Below are 17,551 nucleotides of genomic sequence, written 5' to 3'. Positions count from 1 at the left end.
GAAATTTTCCGCACCAATAGCTCTTCGCCAGTCTTCGCCGCGGCACTATGCCGCGGCCAAAGTGCTGCCTTCTCGCCTCAGTGCGCCTCATCCCAGTTGCTGCCCATCCCGACCTCGACCAGCAGCGGCACATCCAGGGTCGCGGCCTTGCTCATGTAGCCGCGAATCTCCTCGCTTACCTGGTCCACCAGGTCTTCGCGCACTTCCAGCACCAGTTCGTCGTGCACCTGCAGGATGACTTTGGCATCCAGGCCTGAGGTCGCCAGCCAGTTATCCACCGCCACCATGGCCTTCTTGATGATGTCGGCCGCCGTGCCCTGCATCGGCGCGTTGATCGCCGTACGTTCGGCGCCGGCGCGTTCCTGCGGCTTGTTGGAGTTGATCTCCGGCAGGTACAGGCGGCGCCCGAACAGGGTTTCCACATAACCCTGTTCCGCGGCCTGGGCGCGGGTACGGTCCATGTATTCGCGCACGCCGGGATAGCGGGCGAAGTAGGTGTCGATATAGGCCTTGGCGGTCTTGGTATCGACGCCGATGTCCTTGCCGAGTTTCTGCGCGCCCATGCCATAGATCAGGCCGAAGTTGATCGCCTTGGCACTGCGACGCTGGTCGGAACTGACGTCCTTGAGCTCGACCTTGAACACTTCGGCCGCGGTTGCCGTGTGCACGTCGAGGTTATTACGGAAGGCATTCAGCAGCCCTTCGTCACGGGACAGGTGCGCCATGATCCGCAGTTCGATCTGCGAGTAGTCCGCCGCCAGCAGCTTGTAGCCAGGCGGGGCGATAAAGGCCTGGCGGATGCGCCGGCCCTCGGCGGTACGCACCGGGATGTTCTGCAGGTTCGGATCGCTGGAAGACAAACGCCCGGTAGACGCGACCGCCTGATGGTAGGAGGTGTGGATCCGCCCGGTACGCGGGTTGATCTGCTCCGGCAGGCGGTCGGTGTAGGTGCTCTTGAGCTTGCTCATGGAGCGGTACTGCATCAGCACCTTGGGCAGCGGGTAGTCGTCCTCGGCCAATTTGGCCAGCACTTCTTCAGCAGTGGACGGCTGGCCTTTGGCGGTCTTTTTCAGCACCGGCAGGCCGAGCTTGTCGTAGAGGATCACTCCCAGTTGCTTGGGCGAACCCAGGTTGAATTCTTCGCCGGCGATCTCGAAGGCTTCCTGCTCCAGCGCCACCATCTTGTCGCCTAGCTCGATGCTCTGCACACGTAGCAGGTCTGCATCCACCAGCGCCCCTTGGCGCTCGATCCGCGCCAGTACCGGCACCACGGGCATTTCGATATCGCTGAGCACGCTGGCCAGGCTCGGGATCGCAGCCAGTTTTTCATGCAGGACCTGATGCAGGCGCAGGGTCACATCGGCGTCTTCCGCCGCATAAGGCCCGGCCTGCTCGAGGGCGATCTGATCGAACGTCAGCTGCTTGGCGCCCTTGCCGGCGATGTCCTGGAAACTCACGGTGGTATGGCCCAGGTACTTCTCCGCCAGGCTGTCCATGTCGTGCCGGGTGGCGGTGGAGTTGAGCACGTAAGACTCGAGCATGGTGTCGAAGGCAACCCCGCGCACCGTGATGCCGTTGGCCTGATCGCCGCCGATGGCGCAGTTGGCCAGGATGTTCATGTCGAACTTGGCGTGCTGGCCGACCTTGAGTTTGTTCGGGTCTTCGAGAATTGGCTTCAGGGCCCGCAGGACGGTGTCGCGGTCCAGCTGCTCCGGCGCGCCGATATAAGAGTGCGTCAGCGGAATATAAGCCGCTTCGTTGGCCTGCACGGCGAAGGACAGCCCCACAAGCTGAGCCTGCTGGGCGTCGATACCGGTGGTTTCGGTATCGAAGGCGAACAGCTTGGCGTTCTTCAATTTCTCCAGCCAGACATCGAAACGCGCCTGATCGAGAATGGTTTCGTACTGCGCTTCAACGGCCATCGGCGCTTCGACCTCAGCCTCGGCCTGGGTCAACAGGTCGGCCACCGGCTCGGGCGCCTCGGCGACACTCAGCTCCAGGCGCTTGGCATCGCGCTGCAGTTCGTCGAGCCAGCTCTTGAACTCCAGCAGGCTGTACAGCTCGAGCAGTTTGTCGCGATCCGGCTCACCCAGATGCAGGTCGTCCAGGCCGATATCCAGCGGCACATCGACCTTGATGGTCGCCAACTGATAGGAGAGGAAAGCCATCTCCTTGTGCTCTGCAAGCTTGGCCGGTAGGGTCTTGGCCCCACGAATCGGCAGGCTGGGGACGATATCGAGCTGGGCATACAGCTCGTTCAGGCCACCGTTGACGCCCACCAACAGGCCGGAAGCGGTCTTCGGGCCGATGCCCGGTACACCCGGAATGTTGTCGGAGGAGTCGCCCATCAGTGCCAGGTAATCGATGATCTGCTCGGGAGCGACGCCGAATTTCTCCTTCACGCCCTCCACGTCCATGCTGCTACCGGACATGGTGTTGACCAGCGTAATGTGCCCGTCCACCAGCTGTGCCATGTCCTTGTCGCCAGTGGAGATCACCACCGGCCGGTCGGCCGCCGCGCTGCTGCGGGCCAGGGTGCCGATCACGTCATCCGCCTCGACGCCCTCGACACACAGCAGCGGAAAACCCAGGGCGATCACGCTGGCGTGCAGCGGCTCGATCTGCACCCGCATGTCGTCGGGCATGCTCGGGCGATTGGCCTTGTACTGGGCGTACATGTCATCGCGGAAAGTCCCGCCCTTGGCATCGAACACCACGGCGAACGGGCTGTCCGGGTACTGCTTGCGCAGACTCTTGAGCATGTTCAGCACGCCCTTGACCGCACCGGTCGGCATGCCTTTGGAAGTGGTCAAAGGTGGCAGCGCGTGGAAGGCGCGGTACAGGTAGGACGAACCGTCCACCAGGACGAGGGGGGCTTGGCTCATGAGCAGGATCAACCTTTTCGGCGGGTCCGGCGCTAGAATAGCGGGACCGTTGACGACAAAGGGACAAGGTTATCATGCGCACACTAAATCGCTTGCTGCTGGCCAGCCTGATTGCAATCGCGCCGATGGCCGTGATTGCGGCGGAGGATGCGCCATCGGCGGATCCGGAAGTGACCATTCGCACGGAGGGCGACAAGACCATCCAGGAGTACCGCCAGAACGGTTTCCTGTACGCCATCAAGGTCACACCGAAGGTTGGCAAACCCTACTTTCTGGTGCGCGCCGACGGTTCCGATGGCAACTTCATTCGTTCGGACCAGCCGGATATGCTGATTCCGGCGTGGAAAATTTTCGAGTGGTAAACCACTCCTAACTTCAACCGGCGCTGGCTCGACAGCGGCGCCCGTACTGGCAGTTTTTAACCATGTCTGTGTTTACTCCCCTGGCTCGGCCCGAGCTGGAAACCTTTCTCGCCCCTTACGGGCTCGGCCGCCTGCTTGACTTCCAGGGGATTGCCGCTGGTAGCGAAAACACCAACTTCTTCATCAGCCTGGAACAGGGCGAGTTCGTCCTGACCCTGGTCGAGCGCGGCCCGGTCCAGGAAATGCCGTTCTTCATCGAACTGCTGGACGTGCTGCACGACGCCGACCTGCCAGTGCCTTACGCCCTGCGCACCACCGACGGCGTGGCCCTGCGCGAGCTGGCCGGCAAGCCGGCGCTGCTGCAGCCGCGCCTGGCCGGCAAGCACATCAAGGAAGCCAATGCCCAGCATTGCGCGCAGGTCGGCGAGCTGCTCGCTCATCTGCACCTGGCGACCAAGGACAACATGATCAAGCGCAAGACCGATCGTGGCCTGGACTGGATGCAGGAAGAAGGCTCGCGGATGCTCTCGCATCTCGATCCGCAGGCGCGGGATCTGCTGCAGCGGGCGCTGGATGAAATCGCCGAGCAAAAGGTGAAGATCCTCGCGCTGCCACGGGCCAACATCCACGCCGACCTGTTCCGCGACAACGCGATGTTCGAAGGCACGCACCTGACCGGGCTGATCGACTTCTACAACGCCTGCTCCGGGCCGATGCTGTATGACGTGGCGATTGCCCTGAACGACTGGTGTTCCGACGCCGACGGCCTGCTCGACGGCTCGCGCACCCGGGCCCTGCTGGGCGCCTACGCGGCCCTGCGCCCGTTCACCACCGCCGAGGCCGAGCTGTGGCCAACCCTGTTGCGGGTGGCCTGCGTGCGCTTCTGGCTGTCACGCCTGATCGCTGCCGAGTCCTTCGCCGGACAGGACGTGCTGATTCACGACCCGATGGAGTTCCAGCTGCGCCTGGCCCAGCGCCAGCAGGTCAGCGCACCATTGCCGTTCGCCATCTGAAAGCATCGCGGGCAAGCCCGCCCCTACGATCTCTTGTAGGAGCGAGGCTTGCCCGCAATAGCATCGGCAGCCTTTAAAGCGATTCCAGGCAGCCCGCCAGATCGTTGCCCAGCTTCTCCAGCACCTGCTCGTACCCCTGCGCGGTGGCCGGCGTGTAGCCGCCCAGCGCATCGAGCTCCGCCAGTTTCACCGGCAAGCCCGCCACCAGGGTTTCGGCCAGGCGCGGGCGCAATGGCGGCTCGCTGAAGACACAGGTCTTGCCGACTTCCTGCAAGCGCGTGCGCATCGCCGCTACGTGCTGCGCGCCCGGCTGCACCTCGGCCGCGACGCTGAACACGCCCGCATGCTTGAGGCCATAAGCGTCTTCGAAATAATCGAAGGCTTCGTGGAAGACGAAGTAAGGCTTGCCGGCGATCGGCGCCAGGCGGGCTTTCAAACGGGCATCCAGAGCATCCAGGCGTGCGTCGAAAGCCTTGGCGTTACTCTGGTAACGCGCGGCGTTGGCCGGGTCCGCGGCGCTCAGGTCGGCCGCCATGCGGTCGGCGATGACCCGCGCGTTGACCGGCGACAGCCACAAGTGCGCATCGAGGCTGCCCGGACGATGATCGTGGTCATGTTCGTCGGCTTCTTCGGCATGCGAGTGGTTATCTTCGGCAAAATGGCGGAGTTCCAGGCCTGGAAGATCTTGCACCGCCAGCGATGGCAACGTGCGGCCCTTGAGGACCCGCGGCAGGAAGCTCTCCATGTCCGGGCCGATCCAGTACAGCAACTCCACCGACTGCACCTTGCGCACGTCGGAAGGGCGCAGCGCATAGTTGTGCGGCGAGGCGCCCGGCGGCAGCAGAACCTCGGGCACGGCGATGCCATCCTGGACGGCGGCGGCGATCAATTGCAGGGGTTTGATGCTGGTCAGGACCCGGACCTCGGCCTGGGCCGAGCTGATCACGAACAAACTGGCGGTAAAAGCGACAAAAAGGGCAAAAAGTCGGGACACGATGACCACTCGAAGAGGCGAGAACGGGTAACATAATAACGTCTCTCACAATTATCGTCGCCGCTCATGCCTAAAACCCCCCTCGCCAGTCGCCCCCACGACCACTCTCACTGCGTGCACAGCGCGCTGTCCGAGGCCGATGCTCTGTGCGCGCGCCAAGGCCTGCGCCTGACCGCCCTGCGTCGCCGGGTGCTGGAGCTGGTCTGGCAAAGCCACAAGCCGCTGGGTGCCTACGACATCCTCGCCGTGCTCAGCGAACAGGACGGTCGTCGCGCCGCGCCGCCAACCGTGTACCGCGCCCTGGATTTCCTCCTGGAAAACGGCCTGGTGCACCGCATCGCCTCGCTCAACGCCTTCGTCGGCTGCAACCACCCGGAACACGCGCACCAGGGCCAGTTCCTGATCTGCCGCGTCTGCCACGCGGCCATCGAGCTTGAGCAGAAATCCATCAGCGACGCGATCATCAGCAGCGCGCGCGATGTCGGCTTCGTCGTCGAAGGCCAGACCGTCGAAGTGGTCGGCCTCTGCTCGGGTTGCCAGGGGGCTTGATGAGCACTGCCTTGATCCGCCTCGACCAGGTCGCGGTGACTTTTGCCGGGCAGACCGTGCTGGACAACATCCAGCTCAGTGTCGAACCAGGGCAGATCGTCACCCTGATCGGCCCCAACGGCGCCGGCAAGACCACCCTGGTGCGCGCCGTGCTCGGCCTGCTCAAGCCCGACAGCGGCAGTGTCTGGCGTAAGCCGAAGCTGCGGGTCGGCTATATGCCGCAAAAACTGCACGTCGATCCGACATTGCCGCTGTCGGTGCTGCGTTTCCTGCGCCTGGTGCCGGGCGTGGACCGCGCGACAGCCTTGGCCGCGCTGAACGAAGTCGGCGCCGAACAGGTGATCGACAGCCCGGTGCAGAGCATTTCCGGTGGAGAAATGCAGCGTGTGCTGCTGGCCCGCGCCCTGCTGCGCGAGCCGGAACTGCTGGTACTGGACGAGCCGGTGCAAGGCGTGGACGTCGCCGGCCAGGCCGAGCTGTACAGCCTGATCACCCGTTTGCGCGATCGCCACGGCTGCGGCGTGCTGATGGTCTCCCACGACCTGCACCTAGTGATGAGCACCACCGACCAGGTGGTCTGCCTCAATCGCCACGTGTGCTGCTCCGGCCACCCGGAACAGGTCAGCGGCGACCCGGCCTTCGTCGAGCTGTTCGGCCAGAACGCGCCGAGCCTGGCGATCTACCACCACCATCACGACCACGCCCACGACCTGCACGGCTCGGTAGTCACCGGGGCCGCGGCCGGTCACGTTCATGTTCACGGAGATAGCTGCAAGCATGGCTGATTTTCTGTTCTACGCCCTGCTCGCAGGTCTGGCGCTGGCGCTGGTGGCAGGTCCCCTGGGATCGTTCGTGGTCTGGCGGCGCATGGCCTATTTCGGCGACACCCTGTCCCACGCCGCCTTGCTCGGCGTGGCCTTGGGCTTTCTGCTGGATGTCAGCCCGGCGGTGGCGGTGACCGTCGGCTGCCTGCTGCTGGCGGTGCTGCTGGTTACCCTGCAACAGCGCCAGCCGCTGGCTTCCGATACGCTGCTGGGGATTCTCGCCCCCAGTACACTCTCCCTCGGGCTGGTGGTACTAAGCTTCATGCATGACGTGCGGATCGACCTGATGGCCTATCTGTTCGGCGATCTGCTGGCGATCAGCCCCGGCGACCTGGCGTGGATTCTCGGCGGCAGCGCCGCGGTCCTGCTGCTGTTGGTGGCCCTGTGGCGGCCGTTGCTGGCGATCACCGTGCACGAGGAGCTGGCCAGGGTCGAAGGCTTGCCGGTGGCGTCGCTGCGCCTGGCGCTGATGCTGTTGATCGCGGTGGTGATCGCGGTGGCGATGAAAATCGTCGGGGTATTGCTGATCACTTCGCTGCTGATCATCCCGGCGGCTGCGGCTCAACGTCACGCCCGCTCCCCGGAGCAGATGGCGCTGGGCGCAAGCCTGCTGGGCATACTCGCGGTCTGTGGCGGGCTGGCGTTGTCCTGGTTCAAGGACACCCCCGCGGGGCCGTCGATTGTGGTCACGGCGGCCGCGTTGTTTCTGCTGAGTTTTGTCCTGCCCCGTCGAGGGGTGTAGACTTGCTCGCTTTTTGCGCAATTAGAGAGTCGCAGGAATGAAGCCGTTCGCCTCCCGTTATCTGCTCCTTGTCGCATTTTCCCTGCTGCTGGGCGCCTGCCAGAGCACGCCGCCGGCTGAAGTGCCCGACGCCCGCGCCACGGCCATCGCACAGCTGCAGCACAATATCGCCAGCAGCGAACTGGCCACCGCCGAAGACCAGTTGAGCGCCTTGCAGGCCCAGTCGCCCAACGACCCGCAGCTCGAGCAATACCAGCGCCAGCTGGCCGAAGCCTACCTGCAACGCAGCCAGATCGTGCTGCAAAAGGGTGATGTCAACGCCGCCGCCACGGCCCTGAGCCGCGCCCGCGCGCTGATGCCCAAGGCACCGGCCCTGACCGGTGGCGTCGATGGCGCCATCACCCAGGCCCGTAAAGCCGAGCTGGAAAAAGCCGAAGCCGCGCTCAAGGCCGCTGAAGCCCGGCCCCCGGCCAAGCTGATCGACCCGGCCGCCGAGAGCACCACCATTGCGCTGAACCTCAGCGATATCAAGCAACTGCGTCGGCAACTCGATGCGATCGCCGCCGATGTGGTGAATTACCAGTGCGACGTGAGCATCCAGGCGCCGCGCACCGAGGATTACCCCTGGCTGAAGACCCTGCTGAGCAAGCGGGTGAAGAAGCTCGATGCCGACTACGACCTGCAGATCGAACGGCAGATCCTGCGCCACATCCCGGCACAGATGGTGCTGAGCCCGCGCAAGCCCCAATAAGTCCATCGCCCGCAAGCCCGCGTCTGTAGGAGCGAGCGGGCGACGATCCGACTTGCCCGCGATAAACGCTGACGCGGTGTCAGCCAAACTCTTTCGCACGCAAGCTGTGCTTCTACAGAAGCGTCAAAGCATCAGGCGGGAATCGCCTTGACCTTCGGCTCCCGCTCCCAGACCCGATGATGGGCAATCGCATTAAAGAACGCCTTCAACGCCTTGGCATCCCCGCCGACGATCAACCCCGCATCCACTTCCAGCTTGAGCACATCCAGCAATTGCTGCGCCTCGCCCTGCAAGGCAATCGCCTTGAGGTGCTTGTAGGCTTCGAGCAGGTAATGCAGGGCCACGCCATCGCCGCTCAAGGCCTGTACCGACTTGGCCCCACCCGGCACGAACACCGCGTCGAACGCCACTGACGGCAGCCCTTCCATGGAAGCATCCACCGGCAGGCTCTTGCCATCCGCCGTGGTCACGGGCGCCGAGGTCGGCCCCAGCAACTTGGCGTGGGCGCCTTCGGCTTGCAGGGCCTTTTTCAAGGCGTCGATCGCCTTGCCGTCGACCCCGTTCGCCGCCAGGATCGCCACTTTGCGGGTCTTGATATCCCCCGACAGCAGGTTGGCCTGGCTCAGGGACGGCGAGTGATCGAGGGCCGGTTCAGGCACCTCGACAGTGCCTGCCTTGGGCACCGGCAGCCCGAGGTTCTGCGCGACCCGCTTGGCCAGTTCGAGATCGATATTGGCCAGGATCTCGTTGACCTGGCGCGCGCGGATCCACTCGCGCTCGACCTTGCCCAGCTCGAAGCTGTAGGCGGCGATGATGTGCTCCTGCTCATGCGTGCTCATGCTCTTGAAGAACAGTCGCGCCTGGGAGAAGTGGTCGCTGAAGGACGGGCTGCGCTGGCGGATCTTGTGCGCGTCGATGCGCTCGTTGTAGCTCTCGAAACCACCGTCCTCGGCCGCGGGTGGCGTCTCTTTCGGCCAGCCGCCATCGATGGAGTTGGGTTCATAGGACGCCCGGCCCTTGTCGATGGTGGTGCGGTGCATGGCGTCGCGCTGGCCGTTGTGGAAGGGCGCCAGCGGGCGGTTGATCGGCAACTCATGGAAGTTCGGCCCGCCGAGGCGGCTGATCTGCGTATCGGTGTAGGAAAACAGCCGGCCCTGCAGCAGCGGGTCATTGGAGAAGTCGATACCCGGCACGATATGCCCCGGGCAGAAGGCGACCTGCTCGGTCTCGGCGAAGAAGTTGTCCGGGTTGCGGTTGAGCACCATCTTGCCCAGGGGCGTGATCGGCACCAGTTCCTCGGGTATCAATTTGGTCGGGTCGAGGATGTCGAAATCGAACTTGTGCTCGTTTTCCTCGACTATCACCTGCACGCCCAGCTCCCATTCCGGGTAATCGCCACTCTCGATCGACTCCCACAGGTCGCGGCGATGGAAGTCGGTGTCCTTGCCCGCCAGCTTCTGCGCCTCGTCCCAGACCAGGGAACAGGTCCCCACTGTCGGCCGCCAGTGGAACTTGACGAAGCTGGAGGTGCCTTCGGCATTGATGAAACGAAAGGTGTGCACGCCAAAGCCCTGCATGCTGCGCAGGCTTTTCGGAATCGCCCGGTCGGACATGGCCCAGATCACCATGTGCGCCGATTCCGGCTGCAGCGACACGAAGTCCCAGAAGGTGTCATGGGCCGAGCCGCCAGTGGGGATTTCGTTGTGCGGCTCGGGTTTGACCGCATGGACGAAGTCGGGAAACTTGATCGCGTCCTGGATGAAGAACACCGGCATGTTGTTGCCCACCAGGTCGAAGTTGCCTTCGTCGGTGAAGAACTTCACGGCAAAACCACGCACGTCGCGCACTGTGTCGCCGGATCCGCGCGGTCCCTGCACCGTGGAGAAACGCACGAACACCGGGGTTTTCTTCCCCGGATCGCGCAAGAAACCGGCCTTGGTCAGGGCCGAATGATTCTCGTAGGTCTGGAAGTAGCCATGGGCACCCACGCCGCGGGCATGGACGATACGCTCCGGGATCCGCTCATGGTCGAAGTGCGTGATCTTCTCCCGCATGATGAAGTCTTCCAGCAGCGATGGCCCGCGGGCGCCGGCCTTCAAGGTGTTCTGGTTATCGGCGACCTTGACCCCCTGGTTGGTGCGCAATGCCTGTTCCGTGGCGTCGGAGCGGAAGGTCTCCAGGCTGTGCAGCTTGCTGTTGGTGTTGCCGCGATCCAGGGTATCGGTCCCGGCCAGCTGGCTTTTCGATGCGCTTGGCTTCTTGCTACTCATCAGGCAAAACTCCTCGTTGGCGAAGCCCCGGCGGGACGGGGCTCCATCGGTCAAAATCTCCAGGCACGGCACCTGGTTTTTTTCGAGTGGCTTAATCAGTGACTGATGAGGTTTGGCGCCGTTCCTTTTTTATGACCTTTGATCGCGTTATTGCCAAATCGAAGGATGAATACAAAATAAATGCTAAGAACCTCTATACGGACAGGCTAAAATGCGCGCCCGGCTAACCGCTGATCCTTTTCTAACGCGCCCCACAAGGTTCGCTACGTGATCGAGTTTCAAAACGTCCATAAAACCTACCGGGTCGCCGGTAAGGATATTCCCGCCCTGCATCCGACCAGCCTGAAGGTCGAGAATGGCCAGGTATTTGGCCTGATCGGCCATTCCGGCGCGGGTAAAAGTACCCTGCTGCGCCTGATCAACCGCCTGGAAAACCCCAGCGGCGGCAAGATCATCGTCGACGACGAAGAAGTCACCGCCCTGGACGCCAACGGCCTGCGCCGCTTCCGCCAGCAGGTCGGGATGATCTTCCAGCACTTCAACCTGCTGGCTTCCAAGACCGTGGCCGACAACGTCGCGCTGCCGCTGACCCTGGCCGGCGAGCTGTCGCGCAGCGCGATCGACCAGCGCGTGGCCGAGCTGCTGGCCCGCGTCGGCCTCTCCGATCACGCCAAGAAGTACCCAGCCCAGCTGTCCGGCGGGCAGAAGCAGCGCGTCGGCATCGCCCGCGCCCTGGCGACCAAGCCGAAGATCCTGCTGTGCGACGAAGCCACCAGCGCCCTGGACCCGCAGACCACCGCGTCGGTCCTGCAACTGCTGGCCGAGATCAACCGTGAACTGAACCTGACCATCGTGCTGATCACCCATGAGATGGACGTGATCCGTCGCGTCTGCGACCAGGTGGCGGTGATGGACGCCGGGGTGATCGTCGAGCAGGGTTCGGTGGCCGAGGTGTTCCTGCATCCCAAGCACCCGACCACCAAGCGTTTCGTCCAGGAAGACGAGCAGATCGACGAAAGCGAACAGCGCGACGACTTCGCCCACGTACCGGGCCGCATCGTGCGCCTGACCTTCCAGGGCGACGCCACCTACGCGCCGCTGCTGGGCACCGTGGCCCGCGAAACCGGGGTGGACTACAGCATCCTCGCCGGCCGCATCGACCGCATCAAAGACGTCCCTTACGGGCAACTGACCCTGGCTATCACCGGCGGTGACATGGAGGCGGCCTTCGCCCACTTCACCGCGGCGGACGTCCATATGGAGGTGCTGCGCTAATGGAACTGCTGACAAGTTTCTTCGCCAATATCGACTGGTACGAAATCTGGCTGGCCACCGGCGACACCCTGCTGATGCTCGGTGGCTCGCTGCTGTTCACCGTGCTGCTGGGCCTGCCCCTGGGCGTGCTGCTGTTCCTCTGCAGCCCACGCCAGCTGCTGGAGCAGAAGAGCCTCTACGCCCTGCTGTCGCTGATGGTGAACATCCTGCGCTCGCTGCCATTCATCATCCTGCTGATCGTGATGATCCCGTTCACCGTTCTGATCACCGGTACCTCCCTGGGTGTGGCCGGAGCGATCCCGCCCCTGGTGGTCGGCGCCACGCCGTTCTTCGCCCGCCTGGTGGAAACCGCCCTGCGCGAGGTGGACCGCGGCATCATCGAGGCCACCCAGTCGATGGGCGCGACCACCCGGCAGATCATCACCAACGCCCTGCTGCCGGAAGCCCGTCCGGGTATTTTCGCGGCAATTACCGTGACAGCGATTACCCTTGTTTCCTACACCGCCATGGCGGGCGTGGTAGGCGCGGGCGGTCTCGGCGACCTGGCGATCCGCTTCGGTTACCAGCGCTTCCAGACCGATGTGATGGTGGTCACCGTGGTGCTGTTGCTGGTGCTGGTTCAAGTTCTGCAAACCGTCGGCGACAAGCTGGTGGTGCACTTTTCCCGAAAATAAGTCGGCCCTGGCCGGCAGGCGTCCGGCACCGGGCGCCTCACAAGGAGCTAGCTGGATGAAAAAACTACTCGTCGCTTTCGCCGCCGTTGCCGCGTTCTCCGCGCACGCCGCTGACACCCTGACCGTGGCCGCCACTCCGGTGCCTCACGCCGAGATCCTCGAGTTCGTGAAGCCGGCGCTGGCCAAGGAAGGCGTGGACCTGAAGGTCAAGGTCTTCACCGACTACATCCAGCCGAACATACAGGTCGCCGAAAAGCGCCTGGACGCCAACTTCTTCCAGCACCAGCCGTACCTGGATGAGTTCAACAAGGCCAAGGGCACCCACCTGGTGAGCGTCGCCGGCGTGCACCTGGAGCCGCTGGGCGCCTACTCCAACAAGTTCAAGAAGCTCGAAGAACTGCCAGGCGGCGCCAACGTAGTGATCCCCAACGATGCCACCAACGGCGGCCGCGCCTTGCTGCTGCTGGCCAAGGCCGGCCTGATCAAGCTCAAGGACTCCAACAACATCCTGTCCACGGTCAAAGACATCACCGAGAACAGCAAGGACCTGAAATTCCGTGAGCTGGAAGCCGCGACCATCCCGCGCGTGCTGACCCAGGTCGATCTGGCGCTGATCAACACCAACTATGCCCTGGAAGCCAAGCTGGACCCGTCCAAGGACGCCCTGGTGATCGAAGGCAAGGACTCGCCTTACGTGAACATCCTGGTAGCCCGTCCTGATGACAAGGATTCGGACGCCATGAAGAAACTGGTTGCCGCCCTGCACAGCCCGGAGGTGAAGCAATTCATTCTCGAGAAGTACAAAGGCGCCGTGGTTCCGGCGTTCTGATCGGTTGCAGAAACACAAACGGGGCGCCTCAAGGCGCCCCGTTTCGTTTCAGTTGCCGTTACCTGCTGCGCTCCCTGTAGCCGCTGCCGCAGGCTGCGATAAGGTGCGGAGCTCCTTCCCAGGCCCAAGAGCACGTCTCCTGCGGAGCCGATCGCAGCCTGCGGCAGCGGCTACAGGATTCAGGCGTCCCGGATTACTTGCGCTGCAACATTACCGGCAGTTGGGCCACCAGCTTCTGGTTGTTCAGCGGCGCGCGGATGAAGCCGCGCTGGGTGCCGTCCGGGCCGATCACCGCGAGGTTGCCGCTGTGGTCGACGGTGTAGTTGGGCTTGCTGGTGTCCGCCGGAATGAACGGGATGCTCACCGCGTTGGCGAGCTTCTGCACATCCGCCACCGAGGTCGCGGTCAGGCCCTTGAAGTCCTTGTCGAAGTAGCCCAGGTACTGTTTCAGCTGCTGCGGTGTATCGCGGTTCGGGTCGACGCTGACCAGCACCACCTGCAGGTTGTCCACCGCCTCCTTGGGCAGCTCGCTCTTGATCTGGCGCAGCTGGGCGAGAGTGGTCGGGCAGATGTCCGGGCAGAAGGTGTAGCCGAAGAACAGCAGGCTCCACTTGCCCTTGAGCTCATTGAGTACCACCGGCTGGCCTTCCTGGTCGGTCATCTTCACGTCCGGCAGGTTGCGGCTCTGGGGCAGCAGGATGATCCCGGCGTCGATCAGTGCGGTCGGGTCCCCCTGGTTCTTGCCGGTCAGCACTTTGTTGACGGTGAGCCCCAGCACCAGGGCCACCAGCGCCACGAGAATAAAGACGGTTTTCTGAGTTCGAGTCATAGGTTCAACAATAGGTAGTGGTCTACGAGCAGCGCGATAAACAGCAGGAACAAGTAATAAATAGAGTACTTGAAGGTGTTGATCGCCGCGTGCGGCCGACTGCCACGGTACAGCACCCAGGCCCATTGCAGAAAGCGCGCGCCCAGGCCCAGGGCACAAATCAGGTAGAGCAGGCCGCTCATGTGGATCGCATAGGGCAGCAGGCTGACCGCCAGCAGGGCGAAGGTGTAGAGCAGGATATGCACCTTGGTGTAGTGCTCGCCGTGGGTCACCGGCAGCATCGGGATATCGGCCTTGGCGTATTCCTCCTTGCGGTGAATGGCCAGGGCCCAGAAGTGCGGCGGGGTCCAGGCGAAGATAATCAGCACCAGCAGCAGCGGTTCAGCCGTCACATGGCCGGTGGCCGCGACCCAGCCCAACAGCGGTGGCGCGGCGCCGGCCAGGCCGCCGATCACGATGTTCTGCGGTGTCGCCCGCTTGAGGAAGCCGGTGTAGATCACCGCATAACCGAGCAACGACGCCAGGGTCAGCCAGGCAGTCAGCGGGTTGGTGAACGCCAGCAGCAAGGCTTGCCCGGCGATGGCCAGCAGCAGGGCGAAACCCAGTGCCGCCGCCGGCGATACCCGGCCTTCGGCCAGCGGCCGTTTATGGGTGCGCGCCATGACCGCGTCGATCCGCCGGTCCACCACATGGTTCACCGCCGCCGCCGCGCCGGCGCACAGAGCGATGCCCAGGTTGCCGAACACCAGCACCGTCCACGGCACCCCGGCGCGGGTGGCGAGGAACATGCCCACCAACGAAGTGATGAGCATCAGCACCACCACCTTGGGCTTGGTCAGCTCCAGGTAGTCACGCCAGATCGCCTGGCTGTGACGCTCGCCGATCAGAGTCGCCATGGCATTTCTCCTTTAATGGTTATGGGCCCGGCGGCGTGTTTGCGCGGGCTCAGGCGCCAGCCCAGCGGCAGGTGCGAGCGGGAGCGGACCAGGCTGGTGCGGGCGTGATAGTTGACCAGCACCAGGGCCAGTAGCAGCGCCGCCCCACCCGCGTTATGCGCCACGGCCACCGGCAGCGGCAGGTGGAACAGCACGTTGCTGATGCCGAGGCCGATCTGCGCCGCCAGCGCCACCAGCACCAGCCCGGCGAGGCGGGTCATGCCCACATGCTTGAGTTGCCAGGCCAGGCCGAGCAACACCAGGGTCACCAGCAACGCGCCGATGCGATGGGTCAGGTGGATGGCGGTGCGGGCGTCGCTGTCGAGCTGCCCGCCCAGGTAGTTGGGGCCGATGTGCTGGGTCAGGTGAAAGCCGTTGGCGAAATCCGCCGCCGGCCACCACTGGCCGTGGCAGGTCGGCAGGTCGATGCAGGCCACCGCCGCGTAGTTGGAGCTGACCCAGCCGCCCAGGGCGATCTGCCCGATCACCAGCACCAGCCCGGCCGTGGCCCAGTATTGCAGACGGCGCGGCACGATCAGCGCCGGCAGCACCCCGGACAGGCGCAGTGTCAGTAAAAACAGCAGGCTCAGGGTGGCGAAGCCGCCCAGCAGGTGCGCGGTGACCACCTGCGGCCACAGCTTGAGGGTCACCGTCCACATGCCGAACAAGGCCTGGGCGAACACCACCGAGAGCAGGAACAGCGGCAACTTCAACGGTTGCCCGGGATGATGCCGATGGGTCCAGGAGCGTGCCGCCAGCAATACGATCAACAGGCCCAGGGTGCCGGCGAAATAGCGGTGGATCATCTCGTTCCAGCCCTTGTGGGCTTGCACCGGGGTGTCGGGAAAATGCAGCTCGGCATGGGCCAGCTGGGCTTCGCTTTTCGGCACGCTGATGAAGCCGTAGCAACCCGGCCAGTCCGGGCAGCCGAGGCCGGCGTGAGTCAGTCGGGTGTAGGCGCCGAGCAGCACCACGATCAGTGCCAGCAAGGTGGCAAACAAGGCGAGGCGAAATCCAGGTTTGGCCATGACGATGCCCTTATCCGATGTTCGACAGTTTCAACAGATGGCGCAGGTCGTTGAGCAGGTCCTTGCCCTTGACCCGGGCGTCGTAGCGCAGGACCAGGTTGCCGTGCGGATCTACTATCCATAGTAGCGGCGCGCTCTGGTCGCTGGCGCCCTTGGTGAAGGTCGGCAGGTCCAGTGGATAACGCTGCAATTGCGGGTATTCGCGCTGCAGCTTGGCCTGGTAATCGGCGTCCAGCGGCTGGGCGGCGGCCAGGGCGTGGCTGGCCCGGGAGGCGTCGCGGCCCAGGGAGATCTGGATCTGCCGCGCCAGGTACACCAGTTGCTGGCAATCCACCGCGCAGTCCTGGGGTGCGGTGACCAGGATCTGCCAGCGCTTGTCGTCGGCCTGGACCCCGATGTCGGCGCGACTCTGGCCGTTGCCGATCAGTTCGCCGTGATAGCTGCGGCTTTCCGGCACCCAGAACTGCAATTTGTACATGCCGGTGGCGAGGATCATCGGGCCGATCACCATGGCCACGATCAGCAGCAGTTGCCAGCGTCCGCGGCGCCGGTTGTGCGGCGCCTGGGCCTCAGAAATGTTGGGTGGATTCATGGCCGCTCCCATGGTGTTTCTCCCTTGCGTTATGCCATCCGAGATAGAGGTACAAAGCGCACAGGGCCAGCGCCATGGCGAACCACTGCACGGCGTAGCCCAGATGTTTTTCCGGCCCCATGGCCACCACCGGCCATTCGGTCAGGTAGGCGCCCGGGCCACCCTCCTGGCGCAGCTCGTAGGCAAAGCCGCTGCGTCCCAGCTCGCTCCAGAGCCTGGCCGGCTCGACCGTCGTCACCAGCCGCGGCCACTGGGCATTCAGCGGGTCGGCGTGCAGTTGAAAGGTCGCGCCGGGGGCGACATAGACCCAGGCGTCGAGGCTCAGGGACTGTTCTGGGGTGTTGAATGCGGGTGGCGTGCGCCGGTCCGGCCAGGGCAGCCAGCCCCGGTTGAGCAACAGCCATTGGCCGCTGGCCTGGTCGAGAAAGGGTTGCAGCAGCTCGACCCCGACCTTGCCCTCATGCATGCGGTTATCCAGCAGCAGACTGTGGGCCGCATCGAAGCGGCCATGTAACTGCACCCGACGGAACGCCGGATCAGGGGCAGCCTGCAGTTCATCCACGGTCAAAGGTTCGGCCACGCGCCGTTCGGCGTAGCTGGCCAGTAGCTCGCGCTTGTGTTCGCCCCGGTTCAGTTGCCAGAACCCGAGCGTCACCAGCACCGGCAGCAACGCCAGCACCACCAGGGTCGGCAGCACGCCCGGGCGAAAGCCATTCATGGCAGCGCCCGAAAGTGGCGAGATCGACTGGCTATACTCAAGCGCATCGCGTTTCTCCCGGAGCCCACCATGCTTAAAGCGGCAATCGTCCTGTTGCTGATAGCCACGCTCATCAGCCTGTTCAGCGGCCTGTTCTTTCTGGTCAAGGACGACAGCAGCTCCCATCGCCTGGTCAGGTCGCTGACCGTGCGTGTGTGCCTGGCCGCGCTCACCGTCGGCCTGATCGCCTGGGGTTTCTTCAGCGGCCAGCTGGTGTCGCACGCGCCCTGGTAACGCCGCGC

18 protein-coding genes are annotated in these 17,551 nt (G+C 64.1%); 10 read left to right on the top strand and 8 right to left on the bottom strand.

Features of this window, described 5'->3' with window-relative positions:
• Window positions 1-77: 77 nt before the first annotated feature.
• The gene (polA, locus tag H0I86_RS00440; RefSeq protein WP_180923465.1) at window positions 78-2,885 is read right to left on the bottom strand and encodes a DNA polymerase I; all 2,808 of its coding nucleotides are present in this window, start codon (window positions 2,883-2,885) and stop codon (window positions 78-80) included.
• 74 nt (window positions 2,886-2,959) lie between these two features.
• On the opposite strand from polA, the gene H0I86_RS00435 reads away from it, so the two are divergent.
• Together H0I86_RS00435 and H0I86_RS00430 are read left to right on the top strand one after the other, a co-directional pair.
• Window positions 2,960-3,247, top strand: coding sequence for a DUF2782 domain-containing protein (locus H0I86_RS00435; protein ID WP_007924295.1), 288 nt, complete (start codon window positions 2,960-2,962; stop codon window positions 3,245-3,247).
• Between the two features lie 62 nt (window positions 3,248-3,309).
• Window positions 3,310-4,260, top strand: a complete 951-nt coding sequence (locus tag H0I86_RS00430) for a homoserine kinase (RefSeq protein ID WP_180923464.1) — start codon at window positions 3,310-3,312, stop codon at window positions 4,258-4,260.
• Between the two features lie 73 nt (window positions 4,261-4,333).
• Here the strand turns inward: H0I86_RS00430 and H0I86_RS00425 are convergent, their stop codons facing one another.
• The gene (locus tag H0I86_RS00425) at window positions 4,334-5,263 is read right to left on the bottom strand and encodes a zinc ABC transporter substrate-binding protein (protein ID WP_219637311.1); all 930 of its coding nucleotides are present in this window, start codon (window positions 5,261-5,263) and stop codon (window positions 4,334-4,336) included.
• 57 nt (window positions 5,264-5,320) lie between these two features.
• Between H0I86_RS00425 and zur the strand changes: the two genes are divergently transcribed.
• The 4 genes from zur to H0I86_RS00405 are packed head-to-tail and all read left to right on the top strand — an operon-like array spanning window position 5,321 to window position 8,120.
• Window positions 5,321-5,803 carry a zinc uptake transcriptional repressor Zur gene (gene zur, locus H0I86_RS00420; RefSeq protein ID WP_007924301.1) on the top strand — a complete coding sequence of 161 codons (483 nt, stop codon included), beginning with the start codon at window positions 5,321-5,323 and terminating at the stop codon, window positions 5,801-5,803.
• Window positions 5,803-6,588, top strand: coding sequence for a zinc ABC transporter ATP-binding protein ZnuC (gene znuC / locus H0I86_RS00415; RefSeq protein ID WP_038583270.1), 786 nt, complete (start codon window positions 5,803-5,805; stop codon window positions 6,586-6,588). The genes zur and znuC overlap by 1 nt, the downstream gene beginning before the upstream one ends.
• Complete coding sequence (znuB, locus tag H0I86_RS00410; protein ID WP_009046274.1) at window positions 6,581-7,369, top strand: zinc ABC transporter permease subunit ZnuB; 789 nt, start codon at window positions 6,581-6,583, stop codon at window positions 7,367-7,369. The genes znuC and znuB overlap by 8 nt, the downstream gene beginning before the upstream one ends.
• 37 nt (window positions 7,370-7,406) lie before the next feature.
• A complete protein-coding gene (locus H0I86_RS00405; protein WP_180923462.1) occupies window positions 7,407-8,120 on the top strand; it encodes a PA5502 family lipoprotein in 714 nt (237 codons plus the stop codon).
• 131 nt (window positions 8,121-8,251) lie between these two features.
• Here H0I86_RS00405 and katE read toward each other — a convergent pair whose 3' ends face one another.
• Window positions 8,252-10,390: a catalase HPII gene (katE, locus tag H0I86_RS00400; protein WP_373369396.1), complete on the bottom strand. Its 2,139-nt coding sequence runs from the start codon at window positions 10,388-10,390 to the stop codon at window positions 8,252-8,254.
• A 267-nt stretch (window positions 10,391-10,657) separates the two neighbouring features.
• Between katE and H0I86_RS00395 the strand changes: the two genes are divergently transcribed.
• Genes H0I86_RS00395 through H0I86_RS00385 form a run of 3 tightly spaced genes read left to right on the top strand, consistent with a single transcriptional unit; the run spans window position 10,658 to window position 13,168 of the window.
• Window positions 10,658-11,665 (top strand): methionine ABC transporter ATP-binding protein, encoded by a 1,008-nt coding sequence (locus H0I86_RS00395; protein ID WP_009046272.1) that lies wholly within the window; start codon window positions 10,658-10,660, stop codon window positions 11,663-11,665.
• Window positions 11,665-12,339 (top strand): methionine ABC transporter permease, encoded by a 675-nt coding sequence (locus tag H0I86_RS00390; protein ID WP_009046271.1) that lies wholly within the window; start codon window positions 11,665-11,667, stop codon window positions 12,337-12,339. The genes H0I86_RS00395 and H0I86_RS00390 overlap by 1 nt, the downstream gene beginning before the upstream one ends.
• Window positions 12,340-12,394: 55 nt before the next feature.
• Window positions 12,395-13,168 (top strand): MetQ/NlpA family ABC transporter substrate-binding protein, encoded by a 774-nt coding sequence (locus H0I86_RS00385; protein ID WP_180923460.1) that lies wholly within the window; start codon window positions 12,395-12,397, stop codon window positions 13,166-13,168.
• A gap of 193 nt (window positions 13,169-13,361) precedes the next feature.
• On the opposite strand, the gene H0I86_RS00380 is transcribed toward H0I86_RS00385, so the two are convergent.
• From H0I86_RS00380 to H0I86_RS00360, 5 genes are read right to left on the bottom strand one after another with little or no spacing between them, the layout of a single operon-like run.
• Window positions 13,362-13,997, bottom strand: a complete 636-nt coding sequence (locus H0I86_RS00380; protein WP_009041520.1) for an SCO family protein — start codon at window positions 13,995-13,997, stop codon at window positions 13,362-13,364.
• Window positions 13,994-14,893, bottom strand: a complete 900-nt coding sequence (gene cyoE, locus H0I86_RS00375; RefSeq protein ID WP_180923459.1) for a heme o synthase — start codon at window positions 14,891-14,893, stop codon at window positions 13,994-13,996. Before cyoE ends, H0I86_RS00380 begins: the two co-directional genes overlap by 4 nt.
• Window positions 14,881-15,960 (bottom strand): COX15/CtaA family protein, encoded by a 1,080-nt coding sequence (locus tag H0I86_RS00370; RefSeq protein WP_180923458.1) that lies wholly within the window; start codon window positions 15,958-15,960, stop codon window positions 14,881-14,883. Before H0I86_RS00370 ends, cyoE begins: the two co-directional genes overlap by 13 nt.
• 10 nt (window positions 15,961-15,970) lie before the next feature.
• Window positions 15,971-16,564: a PA_0111/PP_0108 family redox-active disulfide protein gene (locus tag H0I86_RS00365; protein ID WP_180923457.1), complete on the bottom strand. Its 594-nt coding sequence runs from the start codon at window positions 16,562-16,564 to the stop codon at window positions 15,971-15,973.
• Complete coding sequence (locus tag H0I86_RS00360; RefSeq protein WP_180923456.1) at window positions 16,530-17,270, bottom strand: SURF1 family protein; 741 nt, start codon at window positions 17,268-17,270, stop codon at window positions 16,530-16,532. The genes H0I86_RS00365 and H0I86_RS00360 overlap by 35 nt, the downstream gene beginning before the upstream one ends.
• A gap of 69 nt (window positions 17,271-17,339) precedes the next feature.
• Here H0I86_RS00360 and H0I86_RS00355 point away from each other — a divergent pair, with 69 nt between their 5' ends.
• On the top strand, window positions 17,340-17,543 hold the full coding sequence (locus H0I86_RS00355; protein ID WP_016703917.1) for a twin transmembrane helix small protein: 204 nt from the start codon (window positions 17,340-17,342) through the stop codon (window positions 17,541-17,543).
• Window positions 17,544-17,551 lie beyond the last annotated feature (8 nt).

Source organism: Pseudomonas chlororaphis subsp. aurantiaca (genome assembly GCF_013466605.1).
Classification (GTDB): Bacteria; Pseudomonadota; Gammaproteobacteria; order Pseudomonadales; family Pseudomonadaceae; genus Aquipseudomonas; species Aquipseudomonas chlororaphis_I.
Note: the sequence above shows the minus strand (reverse complement) of the source record. Positions and strands in the feature narration are given on the sequence as shown.